The 17,991-nt window shown below is 46.3% G+C and carries 11 protein-coding genes; 9 read left to right on the top strand and 2 right to left on the bottom strand.

Annotated elements, in window-relative coordinates; translation table 11 throughout:
• Positions 1-105 precede the first annotated feature (105 nt).
• Positions 106-2,859 carry a PAS domain-containing hybrid sensor histidine kinase/response regulator gene (locus tag Q9R46_RS07890; protein ID WP_311279540.1) on the top strand — a complete coding sequence of 918 codons (2,754 nt, stop codon included), beginning with the start codon at positions 106-108 and terminating at the stop codon, positions 2,857-2,859.
• A 113-nt stretch (positions 2,860-2,972) separates the two neighbouring features.
• Here the strand turns inward: Q9R46_RS07890 and Q9R46_RS07895 are convergent, their stop codons facing one another.
• Positions 2,973-3,185, bottom strand: coding sequence for a cation:proton antiporter regulatory subunit (locus tag Q9R46_RS07895; RefSeq protein WP_145330193.1), 213 nt, complete (start codon positions 3,183-3,185; stop codon positions 2,973-2,975).
• 120 nt (positions 3,186-3,305) lie between these two features.
• A complete protein-coding gene (locus Q9R46_RS07900; protein ID WP_311279542.1) occupies positions 3,306-4,061 on the bottom strand; it encodes a hypothetical protein in 756 nt (251 codons plus the stop codon).
• 592 nt (positions 4,062-4,653) lie between these two features.
• On the opposite strand from Q9R46_RS07900, the gene Q9R46_RS07905 reads away from it, so the two are divergent.
• The 8 genes from Q9R46_RS07905 (at position 4,654) to Q9R46_RS07940 (ending at position 17,957) form a co-directional block, all read left to right on the top strand.
• A complete protein-coding gene (locus Q9R46_RS07905; protein ID WP_311279544.1) occupies positions 4,654-6,348 on the top strand; it encodes a M3 family oligoendopeptidase in 1,695 nt (564 codons plus the stop codon).
• 203 nt (positions 6,349-6,551) lie between these two features.
• Positions 6,552-7,703, top strand: a complete 1,152-nt coding sequence (locus tag Q9R46_RS07910; RefSeq protein ID WP_311279545.1) for an iron-containing alcohol dehydrogenase — start codon at positions 6,552-6,554, stop codon at positions 7,701-7,703.
• 217 nt (positions 7,704-7,920) lie between these two features.
• Positions 7,921-9,261: a glycoside hydrolase family 32 protein gene (locus Q9R46_RS07915; RefSeq protein WP_311279546.1), complete on the top strand. Its 1,341-nt coding sequence runs from the start codon at positions 7,921-7,923 to the stop codon at positions 9,259-9,261.
• A gap of 589 nt (positions 9,262-9,850) precedes the next feature.
• Positions 9,851-11,014 carry a glucose-1-phosphate adenylyltransferase gene (locus Q9R46_RS07920; protein WP_311280972.1) on the top strand — a complete coding sequence of 388 codons (1,164 nt, stop codon included), beginning with the start codon at positions 9,851-9,853 and terminating at the stop codon, positions 11,012-11,014.
• 34 nt (positions 11,015-11,048) lie between these two features.
• Positions 11,049-12,152 (top strand): glucose-1-phosphate adenylyltransferase subunit GlgD, encoded by a 1,104-nt coding sequence (gene glgD, locus Q9R46_RS07925; protein WP_145330205.1) that lies wholly within the window; start codon positions 11,049-11,051, stop codon positions 12,150-12,152.
• A 332-nt stretch (positions 12,153-12,484) separates the two neighbouring features.
• Positions 12,485-14,917 (top strand): glycogen/starch/alpha-glucan phosphorylase, encoded by a 2,433-nt coding sequence (locus tag Q9R46_RS07930; protein WP_311279547.1) that lies wholly within the window; start codon positions 12,485-12,487, stop codon positions 14,915-14,917.
• 284 nt (positions 14,918-15,201) lie between these two features.
• The gene (locus tag Q9R46_RS07935) at positions 15,202-16,071 is read left to right on the top strand and encodes an AraC family transcriptional regulator (protein ID WP_311279548.1); all 870 of its coding nucleotides are present in this window, start codon (positions 15,202-15,204) and stop codon (positions 16,069-16,071) included.
• A 182-nt stretch (positions 16,072-16,253) separates the two neighbouring features.
• Positions 16,254-17,957: a glycoside hydrolase family 13 protein gene (locus tag Q9R46_RS07940; protein ID WP_311279549.1), complete on the top strand. Its 1,704-nt coding sequence runs from the start codon at positions 16,254-16,256 to the stop codon at positions 17,955-17,957.
• Positions 17,958-17,991 lie beyond the last annotated feature (34 nt).

The raw sequence follows: 17,991 nt of genomic DNA on the forward strand, positions 1-17,991 counted from the left end.
TTAACTATCGTGGCATTTGGGGTACTACTCTATAAGATATAGTTATGTTCACGTCGATCTGTTCATACGAATAACATTCACATTCTTAGTAAGGGAGGATATGTAGTGTCGAACTCCATCACACAGAGCCGGTCACTGTTCGAACAATTATACACACACGCGCCAATCGGCATTGCTGTCGCTTCTCATGTTAATGGACTGTGGGTGCAGTTAAATCCAGCTTTTTGCGAGATGCTTGGATCAACGGAGGAAGAACTGTTGCATACTTCCGTTGTACATATGATTTATGAAGAGGACCTCAGGTACGAAGAGTTTCGCCGTAATTTCTGGGAGATGACTAACGGTGAACAGCCCATGTACGAAACAGAGGTGCGCCTGAAACGAAAAAACGGTACGTTGCTGTGGGCAACAATCAGAGCTTGCATAGTCCGGGACGAGGTAAGCGGAGAGCCTTTATATTTATTAGTACAAGCTGCAGACATTACGAAGCAAAAAGAGGCAGAAGAAACACTCCTTGAACAGCGTAAGCAACTGGAAGAAAGCAGTCGTATTTCTCGTATTCTAGCTGAATCGTCCATGGATTTGATTGCCATTCACGAAGCGGATGCCGAGCGCACGTTTAAATATGTATCGGATGCCAGCAGAAGAATGCTGGGTTACGCGCCGGAAGAAATGTGCGGACGCTCTGGAATGTTCTGTATTCATCCGGAAGATATCCCGATGGTGAAGGCATATATCCGCGGTCAGACGGAGGGACTTACCCCTGAGAGAATCAGTTATCGACTGTTGCATAAGGACGGGTCCGTAGTGTGGGGAGATACATTGACCCATTATGTTTGTGACGAGTCGGGTAATCTGCAAGAGATGGTTGCGGTCACACGTGACATTACAGAAAGCAAACAGCAGCAATTGAATTTGCAGGAGTACAAGTCATTGTTTGATTGTAACCCGCTTGGTGTGGCATCGCTGGATCTGGATGGGAACTTGCTGAAAGCGAACGTTGGGCAGGAGCAATTAACAGGGCATAGCAAAGAAGAACTGTTAAGCCGACCTTTTGATCATCTGATTGATCCGGTCGACTTGGAGAAGACGCGTTATCATTTTGAAGAATCGGTCAAGGGTGTAGCGCAGCGTTATGAGATTGGTCTGATTCATAAGGATGGACAACGAATCGAGACAAGTGTGATCAACGTTCCAATCTTATTAGAGGATAAAGTGGTTGGTGTCTATGGCATTACGAGTGATGTTACAGCAGCCAAACGGTACGTCGAAGAGATTGAAAATCTAAGTTATGAAAGAGCACTGATCTTGAATGGAATGTCCGAAGGTGTGATTGGGCTGGATCTGGATGGAAACGTGAATTTCGCCAATCCTGCAGCGGCGGAGATGATGAATATCTGTCCGAGTGAGATGAACGGTACACCTTTGGGAAAAATGATGATACAGATGCAGAGCGAAGGCATTCCATATCCGACGAATGGCACACCTATTTTGCAGGCTGTGCGTGAAGGGAGGGCCTTGCCTCGTACCGAATCCGTATTTTGGCGTCAGGACGGTTCCAGTTTTCTCGCAGAGTTCCAACTGAAGCCGATTATGGATCAAGGGAAAACACGCGGTGCTGTGCTGGTCTTCCGCGATATGACTTCGGTAAAAGAAATCATTCGTGCCAAGGAAGCAGCAGAGCATGCCGACCGTGCGAAATCCGAGTTTCTTGCTATTATGAGCCACGAGCTTCGTACACCGCTTAACGGGATTATGGGAATGGCACATCTCTTGATGGAAACAGAGCTGAACGAGGAGCAACAGGGATTTGCCGAGATCATGATTGATAGCGGGGAGTCGCTACTCTATATTTTGAATGAAATATTGGATTTCAGTAAAATCGAAGCAGGCAAAATGGATCTGGAACAGGGGCCAGTAGATATTCGGGACATGTTAGGCAATGTAATGGAGCTGTTCTCCATTAAAGCCTCTGAGAAGAATATTGAGCTGTACAGTGAAATATCGGATCACATTCCGGAACGTGTACGTGGAGATGAGACAAGAATCCGTCAAATTCTAATTAATTTAGTAGGTAATGCTGTTAAATTTACCGAAAAAGGAAGCGTCACGATCGTCGCGGAGATGGATTCTTCGCAAGAATACGGTCCAGATCAGTTGATGCTTTCGTTTAAAGTTAAAGATACAGGCATTGGCATTGCATTTGATAAACAGCATCAATTATTTCAATCCTTCTCCCAGTTGGACCCAGCGATTAATCGGAAATTTGGAGGAACGGGGCTGGGACTTGCCATTAGCAAGAAATTAGTTGAGCTGATGGGCGGAGCCATCGGGGTTCAAAGTGAGATCGGCCAGGGGGCGGAATTCCAATTTACAATTGTGCTGGACAGGTGGAAAGAGGAAATGGTGTCCGAAGAAGGTGATTTTTCTGTCACGGTAGGATTGCCCGAACGTAACCGTCTTGCACAAGGCATTCGGATATTAATCGCTGAGGATCAGGCAGTGAATAGCCATCTTCTGGAGGAGATGCTTCGCAAATTTGGTGGTGTGTGCGATGTCGTCGAAAATGGAGAACAAGCTATACATTTGCTTGCAACTACCCCTTATGATCTGATTTTTATGGATATTCAAATGCCTGTGATGGATGGGATTGAAGCGACCTGTGAGATCAGGAAAATGCATCCTGAAATCCCTGTGATCGCTGCGATAACAGCCTTTGCAGGGGAACGAGACCGGGAAGCGTGCCTGCAATGCGGAATGCAAGACTTCATAAGCAAACCTTTCCACTCGGCAGAAATTATCCGAGTGTTAAACACATGGGTACCTTACATTCATTCTCAGAGGGCGCCCAGAGAATAACAAAGACAAAAACCTGTATCTCCAACGGAGTACAGGTTTTTGTGGTTATAAATTTTTTGTTTTTTTGTGCGTTCAAGTGGTTGAAGTTACTATACGGTTTAGAAACTCCGTAATCAGGACCATCCTCCGATTAATCCTGAGAGCGTTACACATTCATCATCTTCCAATTCTGCGATCAGCGTGAGCTCTTCCTCATCCTTCGGGTCCACCGAAAATAACTCGCGGCGTCCGTCTTCGTGCTTGATGATGACTAACTGATTACCACCTTTTGTATGGAACTGGTACTTCACCCCGATACCAGGCAGGGCGCATTCCCGGATATTCATGAAACTTGTTCACCTCTTTAATTTTTGCTTTAATCATCGTTAACCGTTCTCACAGTACGGATGTATTCTACTATCCATAACACCGTTTGGCAAGTCACAAATCTCATTGCCCGGCAGGGGTTATGATTTTTTTGGATCTGCAATCAAATTTTGCTGTCGTCTTGCCCGTCTGCGCCGCATGAAGAACCAGATGAGCAGGGCCAGGATCAAGACAAGGCCAGCGATAGCCACCAACAGGATATTCCGAATATTCGGAATCTGTAACGTCAAATCCAGCTTATTTTTTTGCAAAGGAGAAATGTTCCAGATTAGCGTTTTACCGCCATCTTCTACCTGATCGGCATTGGAATCCTGGGCTTTAATCGGCAGAGAAAGTTTGAAATCAAAATTCACATCTTTTAACAAAAGCCGTTTGAGAAAACCCGGAACGCTGTTGATCCTATCTTTAATATCCCCATCCGGCATCGATTCCATAAGGTCGGCTTCGGCAAGGATATGCATCTGGGAAGTGAAGAAACCCGGTGTCTTGGATTGTTCGATATGAATTCCTGGCGGTAGCTTCGAGGAATCGAATCCGGTCATGTTGCTTTTTTCGTAATGAGTCGTTGCTTTCAACACGTTCTGGTCCGCCTGTTTGGTCACTTCTGTCTTAAAGTTATTCCGTTCCAATGCTTCAGCCAGCAAGGGCATCAGATTGTCTTGTCCAATTTTGCCAAGAGCCGAGTCCGACACACTTAGATTCAGATCCAGATCGGCCGTTCCATTGGTATTCACGGTTACATGGGCTTCTCCATCTGCACAGGCAGACAACATGACAAGCATGAGGGAAAGCATAATAGAAAGCGATAATTGGCGTATATAAATGCGAGTTGACATGTGGAGCCTGCCTTTCTGCTTAGGTCTAGTGTGATAATGTCCATATCTATCCAATCCAGAAGTATAGTATACAACGGAACGACGGGAGATGCGAACAAGATGTATAAAACGAGTTAAATGGTGAGATTACTATGGCGCCGGATGAAAAAAGTAAAGTGAAAGTGATGTTTATCGTTGATTAAAATTAAAGATTTCGTATTTTTGTCAATGTTCGGTTAATTCAAACGGCCATTCCGCGTGTACACTAAGATAGAGATGAATATACGGGCAAGGGAGGTACATTCATGACTTATATTATTATTCTGGCTGCGATTATGGTTGTGGGTATGATTGGAATGGGCTGGTTCTATAAGATTGTTGACGAAGACAAACATTAATTGTGGAACCATCCATAGGAACAATTGAAAAAGACAAGCCTATAAGCTTGCTTCGCAGATGCGAGGCGGGCTTATTTGATATTTGTGTAAAAGCATTTGACCGATGGACAAATATTTTTCGTAAAGTTGGGATTTTTAGGCTTCACTTTTGTATAATAGGGGATAGCTTCTCGGGTTTTTCCCGAAATTTGCCAAACAGGAAAGGGTGTACATAAATGAAGTTTAGTGAATACACGTATACACGTCCCGATCTGGAACACATCAAGACCTCTTTCGGTGAACTGCTGAAGGGATTCGAAGCGGCGGCTTCAGTGGAAGAGCAAAGTGAATTCATGGACAAGATCAATGCGTTGCGTAGTGATTTTGAAACACAGGCACAGCTGGTCTACATCCGCCATTCCATTGATACGAATGATGAGTTTTATAAGGCAGAGAATGAGTTCCTGGATGATAGTCAGCCTGTTGTTCAGGAATACATTACCGATTTTTACCGTGCGCTGGTGAACTCCAAGTTCCGTGCAGAACTAGAACAGAAGTGGGGAACCCAACTGTTTCAGCTCGCTGAGCAAGCTTTGAAAACATTTAGCCCGGAGATCATTGAAGACCTCCAGAAGGAAAATAAACTTTCTACCGAATACAATCAGCTGATTGCTTCTGCCAAAATTCCATTCGAAGGCGAAGAGCGCACGTTGCCGCAGCTTCATCCGTTTGAGCTGTCTACGGATCGCTCGATGCGCGAACGTGCTTCAGAAGCCCGTTACACGTTTATGGCGGAGCACGAAGCGGAATTCGACCGCATTTACGATGAACTGGTGAAGGTACGTACACAGATTGCGAAAAAGCTGGGGTATCCAAGCTATGTGGAGCTTGGTTATGACCGTATGAACCGTACAGACTACAATGCGGAGATGGTCGCTAATTTCCGCGCACAAGTCCGCGACTACATCGTGCCTGTTGCGAACAAGCTCAGAGAACGTCAGCGTAGCCGGATCGATGTCGATACGCTTTATTTTTACGATCAGGGCTTTAGTTTCAAGACGGGCAATCCAACACCCAAAGGTGATCCGGACTGGATCGTAGAGAACGGGAAACGGATGTACGCCGAACTTTCACCAGAAACAGATATGTTCTTCCAGATGATGACTGACAACGAGCTGATGGATCTGGTGAGCAAAAAAGGCAAACAGGGCGGCGGATATTGTACGTTCCTGAACGATTACAAAGTGCCGTTTATTTTCTCCAACTTCAACGGTACGTCGGGTGACATTGATGTATTGACCCATGAAGCAGGGCACGCTTTCCAGGTGTACGAGAGCCGCAATTTTGCAGTGCCGGAATATAACTGGCCGACCTTCGAATCTGCAGAGATCCATTCGATGAGTATGGAGTTTTTCACTTGGCCGTGGATGGAGCTGTTCTTCAAGGAAGATACGGACAAGTATAAGTTTGACCATTTGTCCTCTGCGTTGTTGTTCATTCCTTACGGGGTCGCTGTGGATGAATTCCAGCATTTTGTGTATGCGAACCCAGAGGCAACACCGGCTGAGCGCAAACAGGCTTGGCGCAACATTGAGAAAATCTATCTGCCGCATATCAACTACAAAGATAACGCGTATCTGGAGCAAGGTGGATTCTGGCATAAACAAGGTCATATTTTCTCTTCACCATTCTATTACATTGATTATACACTGGCTCAAATCTGTGCGTTCCAGTTCTGGAAACGCAGTAATGAGGATATGAAATCAGCATGGGCTGATTATCTGACGTTGTGCAAAGCTGGCGGTAGCTTGTCCTTCACAGGTCTGGTGGAACTTGCCGGGTTAAAATCGCCTTTTGAAGACGGCTGTGTATCATCCGTCATTGGCGAGATTGAAGCTTGGCTTGATGGTGTAAACGACAAGGCACTGTAATCAAAAAAGTAATCAAAGATATGGCGGCTTGGACCCTGAGGGTGTCTAAGCCGTCTTTTTATGATCAAAGAAACCATAAAATCCGGTTCGCTGTATGGGACAATGTAACATTTATCAAGTGAATGTGATTTATTTCACTATAGCTGGAAACGGATTCAGTTACAATAAAGGTAGTAAATCAGGGTTACAGGAGGCTGGTTCAGATGGCAACGCATGCATATTATGTCCCACCCGTGAATTTAATGGGTAGAGGGTGTTTGCAGGATGCAGCTCCAATGATTGGACAGATGGGTATACGTAAGGCACTGGTTGTTACGGATCAGGAACTGGTTACGTCAGGTATCGCCGAACGTGTATTGTCTACGCTGCGGAAAGCAGGGTTAGACTATGTCGTATATGATGAGGTACAGCCCAATCCAACATGTCAGCAAGTGCATGAAGGGTTACAAGTGTTCCAGAACCATGGCTGTGACGCCATTATATCGATAGGCGGAGGTTCACCGCAGGATGCTGCAAAAGCGATCGGGATCGTTGCAGCAAACGGTGGACACATCCGTCAATATGAAGGACTGCACCAATCCCGATCCAAATCGGTCCCGCTGGTAGCTGTCAATACAACGGCTGGTACATCAAGCGAGGTAACGATGAACTATGTGATTACAGATGAGGAGAGAAAAGTGAAAATGGTGATGGTAGACCGAAACTGTCTGGTTGATCTGTCGGTAAATGACCCTGAGCTTATGCTGAGTAAACCTGCGAGTCTGACTGCTGCAACGGGCATGGATGCATTAACCCATGCGGTTGAAGCGATGGTTACACCAGGTGGGTTTACAGTTACAAGTGCAACGGCAGCAGCTGCGGTCAAATTAATCTTCGAATATTTGCCAAGAGCGGTGAAGGATGGAACCGATCTGGAAGCAAGGGAGTATATGACTTACGCATGTTTCCTGGGTGGTATTGCTTTTAATAATGCGGGGCTTGGATATGTTCATGCCATGGCACATCAATTAGGCGGAGTGTATGATCTGCCGCATGGTGTCTGCAACGCGATGTTGCTTCCTTATGTGGAAGAGATGAATGCCAAACATGTGCCCGACAAATTCCGTCATATCGCCAAGGCAATCGGGATGGATGTGAAGGAACGTACCGACGAGGAATGTGCAGCATACGTAATTACAGCGATTAGAGACCTTGCCAAAGAAGTGGGAATTCCGGAGAAGCTGTCCGAACTTGGGGTACAGAACCCGGATGTGGAGTTGCTTGCAAGTAATGCGATGAAAGATGCTTGTGCACCAGGTAATCCGTATCAACCGTCGAAGGATGAGGTTATGAGCCTGTTCCGAAAGATAATCTAGAACAGATTGCAGAGAAACTTTTATATTTACTGCGGTTTAGACTACAGAGAAGAAATTAATGTTACAATTGAAGTCGCTGAGACCGGCGGCTTTTTTGGCTTGAACAGATATGTATTGTAGGATACGCTTACATCTGTCGTTGAGAAAAGTTAACGATGTTGGCTTTACATATTATGATGGAGACTCCGGTTTATTTAAATCGTTGATGGAGGCCGTGATGAAACAGGATCAATTACATGTAAAAGCACCTGGCAACTGGATGAATGACCCGAACGGGTTTATCTATTACCGGGGAGAGTACCACTTATTCTATCAATACTTCCCGTATGGCCTGCAGTGGGGCACGATGCATTGGGGGCATGCGACCAGTCCGGATTTGGTCACATGGACGCATCATCCTATCGCTCTGTATCCAAGCAAAGGTTATGACCAAAATGGGTGTTTCTCTGGAACGGCACTCGAAGTGCAGGGCCAAATGTTTATTTTTTATACCGCTGTCAAATACGATGTGCTCAATGAGGAGAACGTTCATGTGATTGTGGATGATCAATTCGAGTCCAGTCAGGCTTTGATGATCTCGGAGGATGGTTATACGTTTGACAACCTCGCTTCCAAGCAACAGATCATCCCGCCGATCGTCGATTCTGTTCTGGGGCATCGCACGCATACACGTGATCCTAAAGTGTGGAAGTATCGGGATCGGTATTATATGATTTTGGGCACGAAGACGAGAGATCAGCGGGGCAAGCTTTTGTTTTATTCAAGCGAGGATCTACTCCGGTGGACGTATGTGAACAGCTATACCAAGCCAGGGCTCGGTTATATGTGGGAATGTCCGGATATTTTCAGGTTGTCAGATCGTTCGAGCGGAGCCGAGCAGACTGTACTGCTGATGTCCCCTGAAGGGATTCAAAAGGAACCGTTGTATACAAGTCATGCGATGTGCAGTCTGGTTTCCTTTATAGAAGAAAGCTGTGATATCGTCATTCCGGATCAATTGAATATGGTTGATTATGGTGGGGACTTGTATGCGCCTCAGACGAATCTGGATGCCGCAGGGCGCAGGGTTATGGTAGCCTGGATGCGAATGCCGCTACCTGTGAAGAATCCGGGTGAGAAGCCGTGGATTGGCATGATGGCCCTGCCACGAGTTATCGAGGTCGAGGACGAACAGATCTATTTCCGGGTGCATCCTGAGGTGGAGACTCATTTTAAGACACCTATCCCTGTCGAGCATATTAATTATGCCAAGCCATTTCAATTGAAAGTTGTGTTGCAGGAACATCAAGTTCTGGATATTGGCGGTTATCGCGTATGGCTGGAAGACGGAAGAGTGCATACCGATCGTACAGAGGTATTTAGAGGCTTGGATCAATACGATCTTCAGTTTCAGACTCCGGAGCTTCAGGGAAGCTGTGAACTCAACATCTTTGTAGAGCCTAACTTGATTGAAATTTTTGTGAATCAGGGGCAGTATGTATTAAGCAATGTGGTATATGATCTGAAAGCTTATGTAAGCTATACGGGTGAATTAGAATGTAAAATAGGTAATGTGTAGGGCCGCCGGAGAAATCCGGCTTTTTTTTGATGTGTGTCAACCATCCTGATCATCAATTGGCATGGTTTTACCATATTATTACCAAGAGGATTTTAATTCGTGTCTATCGAATAGATTTAAATAACAGCGGCAGTTACAGGAGCGCGTAAGGTTCAAACCGGCGATGCCCTGATTTTTTTCAAATTTGCTGTTACCGCAAGATTCCCCGATCGAATTCCTGTTTAATGGGTAATAAGCTCATTTTTCATTACCCATCATTAGCACGGTCTACAATGCAAGCCAAGTCGTTTTCAACACAATCAACATGTTCTGCAAGATCAACACCATCTACATGCTTTAAAACACACCATCAGCTTCGCTCATCTGCATTTGAAAAGAACTTCGACTCAAACAGATCATTGATTTGATCCGCACCAACATTCCTGTGATCATCTAACCAAAGACGTCTGGTTACATATGAATGATGTCTTTATCCGTTTCACATCTGTACAGCATGCTCCTAATCAAGACAGTCGTGTTTTCACAACAAAATATCGATTATGGGCTCTGAAATGAATCAGAATGAATGCACGTGGAGGAGGCTGTAATGATGGCAAAAAAAGAAGTTGTAGCGATGCTGCTCGCCGGAGGGCAGGGTAAACGATTAAAGGGTTTGACGAAATCACTGGCAAAACCCGCTGTTTATTTTGGTGGAACCTACCGTATTATCGATTTTCCGCTGAGCAATTGTTCGAATTCGGGTATTGATACCGTTGGTGTGTTGACCCAATACGAGCCACTTGTTTTGCATTCCTACATCGGTATTGGCAGTGACTGGGATCTCGATCGTAAAAATGGCGGAGTTTATGTGCTTCCTCCCCATGAACGGGAAGATGGAAGCAATTGGTATCGTGGGACGGCTGACGCGATTTACCGTAACCTGAACTTTATTGAACAATTTGATCCCGAACATGTGCTGATTCTGTCGGGTGATCATATTTATAAGATGGACTACGACAAGATGCTCCAGTATCATAAGGAAAAAAATGCAGACTGCACGATTTCAGTAATTGATGTGCCGCTGGAAGAAGCGAGCCGCTTTGGTATTTTGAATACAAATGAAGACTACAGCATTTATGAGTTCGAAGAAAAACCTTCTCAGCCCCGAAGCACGCTTGCTTCCATGGGCATTTATCTCTTCAAATGGGATGTGCTGAAACGTTTCCTGATTCAGGACGAACAGCAGGCATCCACCTCCTACGATTTTGGTAAAGATATCATTCCGTTGCTGCTTGAAAATGACAAATCTTTAGTTGCTTATCCGTTCGAAGGGTATTGGAAAGACGTTGGAACGATTCGCAGTCTGTGGGAATCCAATATGGATCTGCTGGACGAGGAAACGCCGTTGAATCTGAATGATCCCAACTGGCGGATTTTTACCCGTAACCCCAATCAGCCTGCTCAATATATATCGCCTGCCGCCAAGGTGCGTAACTGCATCATTAGTGAGGGCAGCATCGTGCACGGTGAGGTGAATCATTCCGTCCTGTTCTATGGAACCGAGGTGGGAGAGAACAGTGCAGTGATCGATTCCGTGGTTATGCCTCGGGTCAAAATTGGCCGTAATGTGTCCATTCACAACGCCATTATCGCCGAGGGCTTAGCCATTCCGGATGGAGTCCGGATTGCCCCCGCGCCTGGAGACGAGAGTGATATTTTGCTGGTAGACCAGGAAGAACTGGAACGGCAGTTGCGTCAAGGAATAGCGAATTGATTGACCAAAATGTTGGCAAAGGACGGTGCGCGGCATGAAATCACTAATTGGAGTTATTAACCTTGACCATGAACTGGAAGAATTGAAGGAATTGACGTACTTTCGCTGCGGAGCCGCGGTACCTTATGCCGGGCGTTATCGTCTTATTGATTTTGTCCTGTCTAACATGATGAATGCGGGTATTGAGAGCATAGGCGTATTTGTTCGCCGCAAATACCGTTCACTGATGGACCATCTGGGCGATGGTAAGCCATGGGATCTGGATCGCAAACATGGGGGCATGTTTATTCTTCCTCCCGATTGGAACGATCCAACGGACACGTCGCAGGGTGATTTGCAACATTTTCACAACAATCTGGATTTCTTCCACAGAGGCGCAGGGCAATACGTTGTGCACGCAGGCAGCCGCCATGTGACCAAGGCCGATCTTCAGGATGTCTATCAGTATCATATCCGTAAGGGAGCGGACGTTACACTGGTTTGCAAAAAAGTAGACCGACTGCTACCTGAGCATGAATCCTGCGTTAAAGTCGATCATGATGAAGATGGCAATGTGGTGGACATTCACCAATGTGCTGACCATACGAATATATATACGGAGATTTTTATCATGGAAAAAGAACTGTTCCTTAAACAGGTGCAGCGCTGCATTGAACATGGTGAGACTCATTTCTTCCGTGACGCCATCCTGAAAAATCCGAGCGGATTGAAGATCGCGGCCTATGCCTACGAAGGATATCATGCCGTAATTAACTCGATTGACAGCTATTACCGCAATAGCATGGATCTGCTGAATACAGGGCAGTATGAACAACTGTTTAAAGAAGATCCCGTGCAAACCAAAATCAAATACGAGGCCCCCGCCAAATATCTGGAATCAGCGGATGTTAAACATTCCTTGCTTGCCAATGGATGCATCGTAGGCGGTGAAGTGCAAGACAGCATCCTGTTCCGGGGTGTGCATGTGGCCAAGGGTGCGAAGATTAAGGGTTCAATCATTATGCAGAAATGTTACATTGGCGAGGGAACTGTGCTGGAGAATGTCATTTTGGATAAAGACGTGAAGCTGACTGGCGGGCAGACGTTAATCGGTGCCCCGTCGAACCCGTATATTTTGGCCAAAAGCACTATTATTTAAATCTGAAATCTGTCCGATATCATCCATAACTATATATAAAAAATAAAATTTTGCGGGTAAGTTTTCAGGTTTGTGTGCACTTAAGTAACTCAGGGTTCGTTTTCTCGCTAACGTGCAGCCGTAGTGCAGGGAACGAAATCAATTCTGTAGAAGCGAAGCGTTCGCCTTTGTCTCTCCATTTCAACCTTGTAAAAGGTGATCAGGAAATGGAAGAGACAACAGCGATCGAGAGAATGATTCGTGACCGAAACGGTCACTTAGCAGAGAAGCCCGGGTACTTAAAATCACGAACCGCCCTCACCTCGCAGGATTTCACCGGGAGGAACCTACTTTTGTTTGACAACAAAGAAACGTTCAAATCAATCTTTCAACGGAATCTCGTCAGCAAACTGGGCAAACCAATTGAAGAAGCTACGAAGGAAGACGTGTACCATGTGCTCGGCAGCATGATCCGTGAATACGTGGGTCAGGACTGGGCGGCTTCGAATCAGGGATTCAAGCAGCGTCAGGATAAACAGGTGTATTACTTCTCGCTGGAGTTTCTGATTGGACGTCTGCTCGGAAACAATCTGTTGAACGTAAATGAGCTGGAACTGGTTCGTGACAGTCTGGAGGAACTTGGATTTTCACTGGAGTGTATTGAGGAACAGGAAGCAGATGCAGGGCTAGGCAATGGAGGACTGGGGAGGCTTGCTGCCTGTTTCCTGGACTCCTTGGCTTCACTTGGCTATGCGGGACATGGATGTGGTATCCGCTACAAATACGGTCTATTCGAGCAAAAAATTATTAATGGCAATCAGGTAGAGTTGCCTGATAACTGGCTGGAAAAGGGCAATGAATGGGAGGTGCGGCGTCCAGATAAAAAGGTAGAGGTTCAGTTCTGGGGCCGGGTAGAAGCCTATGAGCAGGATGGACATTATCATTTCGTGACAAAGGATGCTGAAGCGGTCGTTGCCGTACCGTATGACGTGCCCGTTATCGGTTATGGTCAGTCCCATGTCAACACATTACGGTTATGGAGTGCGGAGCCGAAACGAGAAACGTCATTGGATACCCCTTCGAACTATTACGGATATCTGGATTACAGCCGTTCGGTGGAGTCGATCTCGGAATTCCTGTACCCGGATGATTCCCAATACGAGGGCAAGTTGTTGCGTTTGAAACAGCAGTACTTTATGTGTTCCGCAGGAGTGCAGAGTGCACTACGTACATTTAGCAAGCTGGGACTGTCGTATGACCGCCTGCCGGACAAAGTGGCCTTCCATATCAATGACACCCATCCTACTCTGGTCATTCCCGAACTGATGCGAATTCTAATGGATGATAAGGGCTATGGCTGGGATGAGGCGTGGGATATTACTGCACGCACGGTATCTTATACAAATCACACGACTCTAAGCGAAGCGCTGGAAAAATGGCCTGTACCTATGGTCAGCAAGCTACTGCCACGTATTTATATGATCATTGAAGAGATTAATAAACGTTTCTGCGGGTTGCTGCTGGATCGTTATCCGGGTGATGACGAACGCATTGAGCAGATGGCAATTATTGCGAATGATCAAGTTCGCATGGCACACCTTGCCATCGTAGGCAGTCATAGTGTCAATGGTGTGGCTGCACTGCATACCGAGATTTTGAAAGAGCGGGAGATGGCGCCGTTTTATGCCCTGTACCCTGAACGTTTTAACAACAAAACCAATGGTATTACACACCGTCGCTGGTTAATGCATGCCAACCCGAAGCTGTCGAATCTCATTACAGAAACGATCGGCAATGAATGGATCACGGAACCTGGCAAACTGGAGCAACTGGCTGATTACGCCGAGCAATCCGCGTTCAAGGAGCAATTTCGTGCAATTAAACGAGATAACAAAAATCGTCTGGCGTCTTATATCCTGGATCACACGGGAGTACCCGTTGACCCGGATTCCGTGTTTGACGTGCAGGTGAAAAGGTTGCATGGGTACAAAAGACAGCTTCTGAACATTTTGCATGTCATGCATCTGTATAACAAGCTGAAAAGCGATGCTTCGTTTGATATGGTGCCGCGCACGTTTATTTTTGGAGCAAAGGCAGCGCCGAGTTATTATTTTGCGAAGAAGATCATCAAACTGATCAATACGGTGTCAGATACCGTGAATCGCGATGCAGCAGTAAATGACCGGTTGAAGGTCTTTTTCCTGGAGAACTATTCGGTCTCGCTTGCCGAGAAAATTATCCCTGCGGCAGATGTGAGTGAACAGATCTCGACAGCGGGGAAAGAAGCATCGGGTACTGGTAATATGAAATTTATGATGAATGGCGCACTGACGATTGGTACGATGGACGGTGCAAACGTGGAGATGGCAGAGCAAGTCGGTGAAGAGAATATGTTCATCTATGGCTTGCGCGCCGACGAAGTGCTGGAATATTATCGGAACGGCAACTACCGTCCGAACGAAATCGTGAATCAGGACGAACGTATTCGTGAAGTCGTAGAGCAATTGGTGCATCCGGGGGCATTCTGTTATCGGGATGGGGAGTTCTGGGATATTTATGACTCTTTGCTCGCGCATGGGGATGAATACTTTGTATTACGGGATTTTGCAGCGTATGCCGACGCACATGCAGCGATTGATCGAGCGTATCGCGATGTTTCGGACTGGACTCGCAAGGCTGTGCTTAACACAGCACATTCAGGTATTTTCTCCAGTGACCGAACAATAAGTGAGTATGCAACCGATATATGGGGCATTCATCCTGTGTCTGGGCACTGGAATGGTTAGAATTGAGAAGAAGCATGTTTAAAAAATAGAACGGATAAATTAGCATTTAAGTTAGCTTTACAAATGGAAATCCGCTCTCTCTCTTGTTTGATGTCTGCGCCTGGCAGTGGGAAGTTCGCTGCAGGGCTGCGGACAGGAACAAGAGATTTTTGTTATGAATGTCATAAGTTCGCATTGAGCATCAAAAACTGCCGGGGCATTTCAGTCATACTAAGGGAAGCAACAGACCAGTAAGGAAGACAAAGTAGGGTACATATCACGCGAACGAATAGGAGACGGAACATATGGATCACTATGCGCGTATTCAGCTTGCCATCGAGCATCTGGAAAAGCATCTGCAGGAGCCTTTCAACATAAAGGATGTGTCGGCTGCATCCAGTTTTTCAGTATTTCATTTTCAACGTTTGTTTCAGGCGATTACAGGTTTTACTGTTCTGGAGTACTTGCGCAGACGAAGACTAACGGAGGCAGCTTCGACCTTGCGAAACTCGGCGCAGGGTGTACTGGAAATTGCGCTTAGCTATGGTTATCAATCGCAGGAAGCCTTTACCCGGGCATTTGACGCTCACTTTGGCGTCACACCGGCGCGGTTTCGCAAGCAGCAACAGGAAGCTTTAACAGAGGAGTTCATGCAACAACGTATTGATTTTAATGAATATCGTTCACAGCTTGGCACAGCGTTCCATATGAATCCGCCACGTATGGTGACGCTGGAGCCGATCCGGATCATCGGATATGAATATAAGACCAACCTGAATTCAGAGCAACATTACACAGAGATTCCCGGATTCTATCATGAATTCGGGCGTGAGCAGAAGTTTATGAACATTCCCGAGCGAATTCGCCCCGATATGGCGTATGGTGTTGCGGCTCATTTTCAGGAGGATGGGGCATTTTCATTTATCGTTGGCGAAGAGAGTGCAGGAAGCGGTGATTCCTTAAAACCCGGATATACCTGTCTGGAGATTCCAGGCGGGCTATATGCCGAGTTTACAACCGAAGGCTCAGAGCAGGATGTGCGCAAAATGATCTACGGAAGCTGGCTGCCAGCTTCCAAGTATGAACGGCGGGAAGGGCCGGACTTTGAAGTGACCGATGTGTGGAAGTCGACGCCCGAGCGGCTGGATATGAAGATCTACATCCCGTTAAAATAGACTTTACCGCTCATTCGGCGGAAAACGAGGTCAAGTAAGACTCGAAGCTGATCGCCCGGTGCGATTGCGGTTTCGGGTCTTTTGGTCTTTTGGTATAAAACCTAGGTTCAGGTGTTTATAAGGGTTTCTTTTCGGATAAAACATATTAACGGGTGAATTGCTTCACAAGAGAAGAAAGCGAGGTGGGTGTTATCGTTTGGTGGAAGGAAAGTGTGGTATATCAGATTTATCCGAGTAGCTTCAAAGACAGCGACGGAGACGGATATGGCGATTTGCAGGGGATCTATGAGAAGCTTGATTATTTGCAAAAGCTGGGCGTAGACGTCATTTGGCTGTGTCCCATCTATGATTCCCCAGGTCATGATAACGGATATGACATCCGTGATTACTACGCTATTTTACGAAAATATGGCACGATGGAGGACTTTGACCGGCTACTTGCTGAAGCGCATAAGCGTGGACTCAAAGTCATGATGGATCTTGTGCTGAATCATACTTCGGATGAACATGCCTGGTTTGCGGAATCCCGTTCTTCCAAAACCAATGCAAGGCGTGACTATTACATCTGGCGTTCCGGTAAAAACGGACAGGTGCCGAACAACTGGGAGTCTTATTTCGGGGGTTCAGTATGGAAGCATGACCCGGAAACGAACGAATATTACATGCATCTATACTCGGAGCATCAACCCGATCTGAACTGGAATAATCCGGAGATGGCTGAAGAAATGTACGAGATGGTGCATTGGTGGCTGGAAAAAGGGGTAGATGGCTTCCGCTTTGACGCAGTTGCCCATATCGCCAAAGCCGATGGCTTACCCAATGCACATAACCCGAACAACCTGCCTGTCGTACAGGCGTATGAGCTGTTTTCCAATCTGGATCAGGTCCATTCCATCCTCCGCAAGTTAAATCAGATGATACTGAAGCCATACGGCCCGATGACGGTGGGAGAAACCTCGGGGCTAGGGCCAGAACAGGCTTTAGCTTATGTCGGTACGGATCGGGATGAATTAAACATGGTGTTTCAGTTTGAGCATATGTTCATTGATGCCCAGTCCTCGGGCATTGGGAAATGGAACTATAAACCTTGGAAGCTCACGGAGCTAAAAGAAATCATGAGCCGTTGGCAGACGGTGCTGCACGGCCGGGGCTGGAACGCCAACTATATGGGCAATCATGATCAGCCGCGCCCGGTTTCGCGTTTTGGAGATGACGGTAAATACCGCGTGCGTTCTGCACAAATGCTGGCAACATGGATGTTAACGCTGGAAGGCACGCCGTATATCTATCAAGGGGAAGAGATTGGCATGACCAACGTAGCGTTCCCTGACATAGACCAATATCGGGATATCGAAACTAAAAATTATTACAATCACTATATCGGGCAAGGGAAATCCAAGCATGAGGTGATGGAGGCCATCTGGCTGAAGAGCCGGGATAATGCACGAACACCGATGCAATGGGATGAATCGGAGCATGCCGGTTTTACGGCAGGTAATCCTTGGATCGAAGTGAACAACAATTATAAGGATATCAATGTAGCGGACGCGGAGACTGACCCACATTCGATCCTGCATTATTACCGTAAATTAATAACACTGCGGAAGCAAAACCGGGTGTTGATTTACGGAGCATACCAACTGCTTTTGGCGGATGACCCGGAAATTTATGCATACACACGTACACTGGATGATGAGCAGTGGTTAATCGTGATGAATTTCAGTTCAAATGAGCCAGAGATGATATGGCCGGAAGGCTGGAATGCAGAAGACAGCAAATTCATGATTGGCAACGTGAGCAGACGGTATTCAACCGATGATGGAGCTATTTTGTTGCAACCATATGAAGCAAGGGTGTATTGCAAAAAGCGTAAGAGCGGCGAGTAAGCAATGCGCAAGCGGCGTATGAAAGTGATTATTA

The organism is Paenibacillus sp. RRE4 (assembly GCF_031844205.1).
Classification (GTDB): Bacteria; Bacillota; Bacilli; order Paenibacillales; family Paenibacillaceae; genus Paenibacillus; species Paenibacillus xylanexedens_B.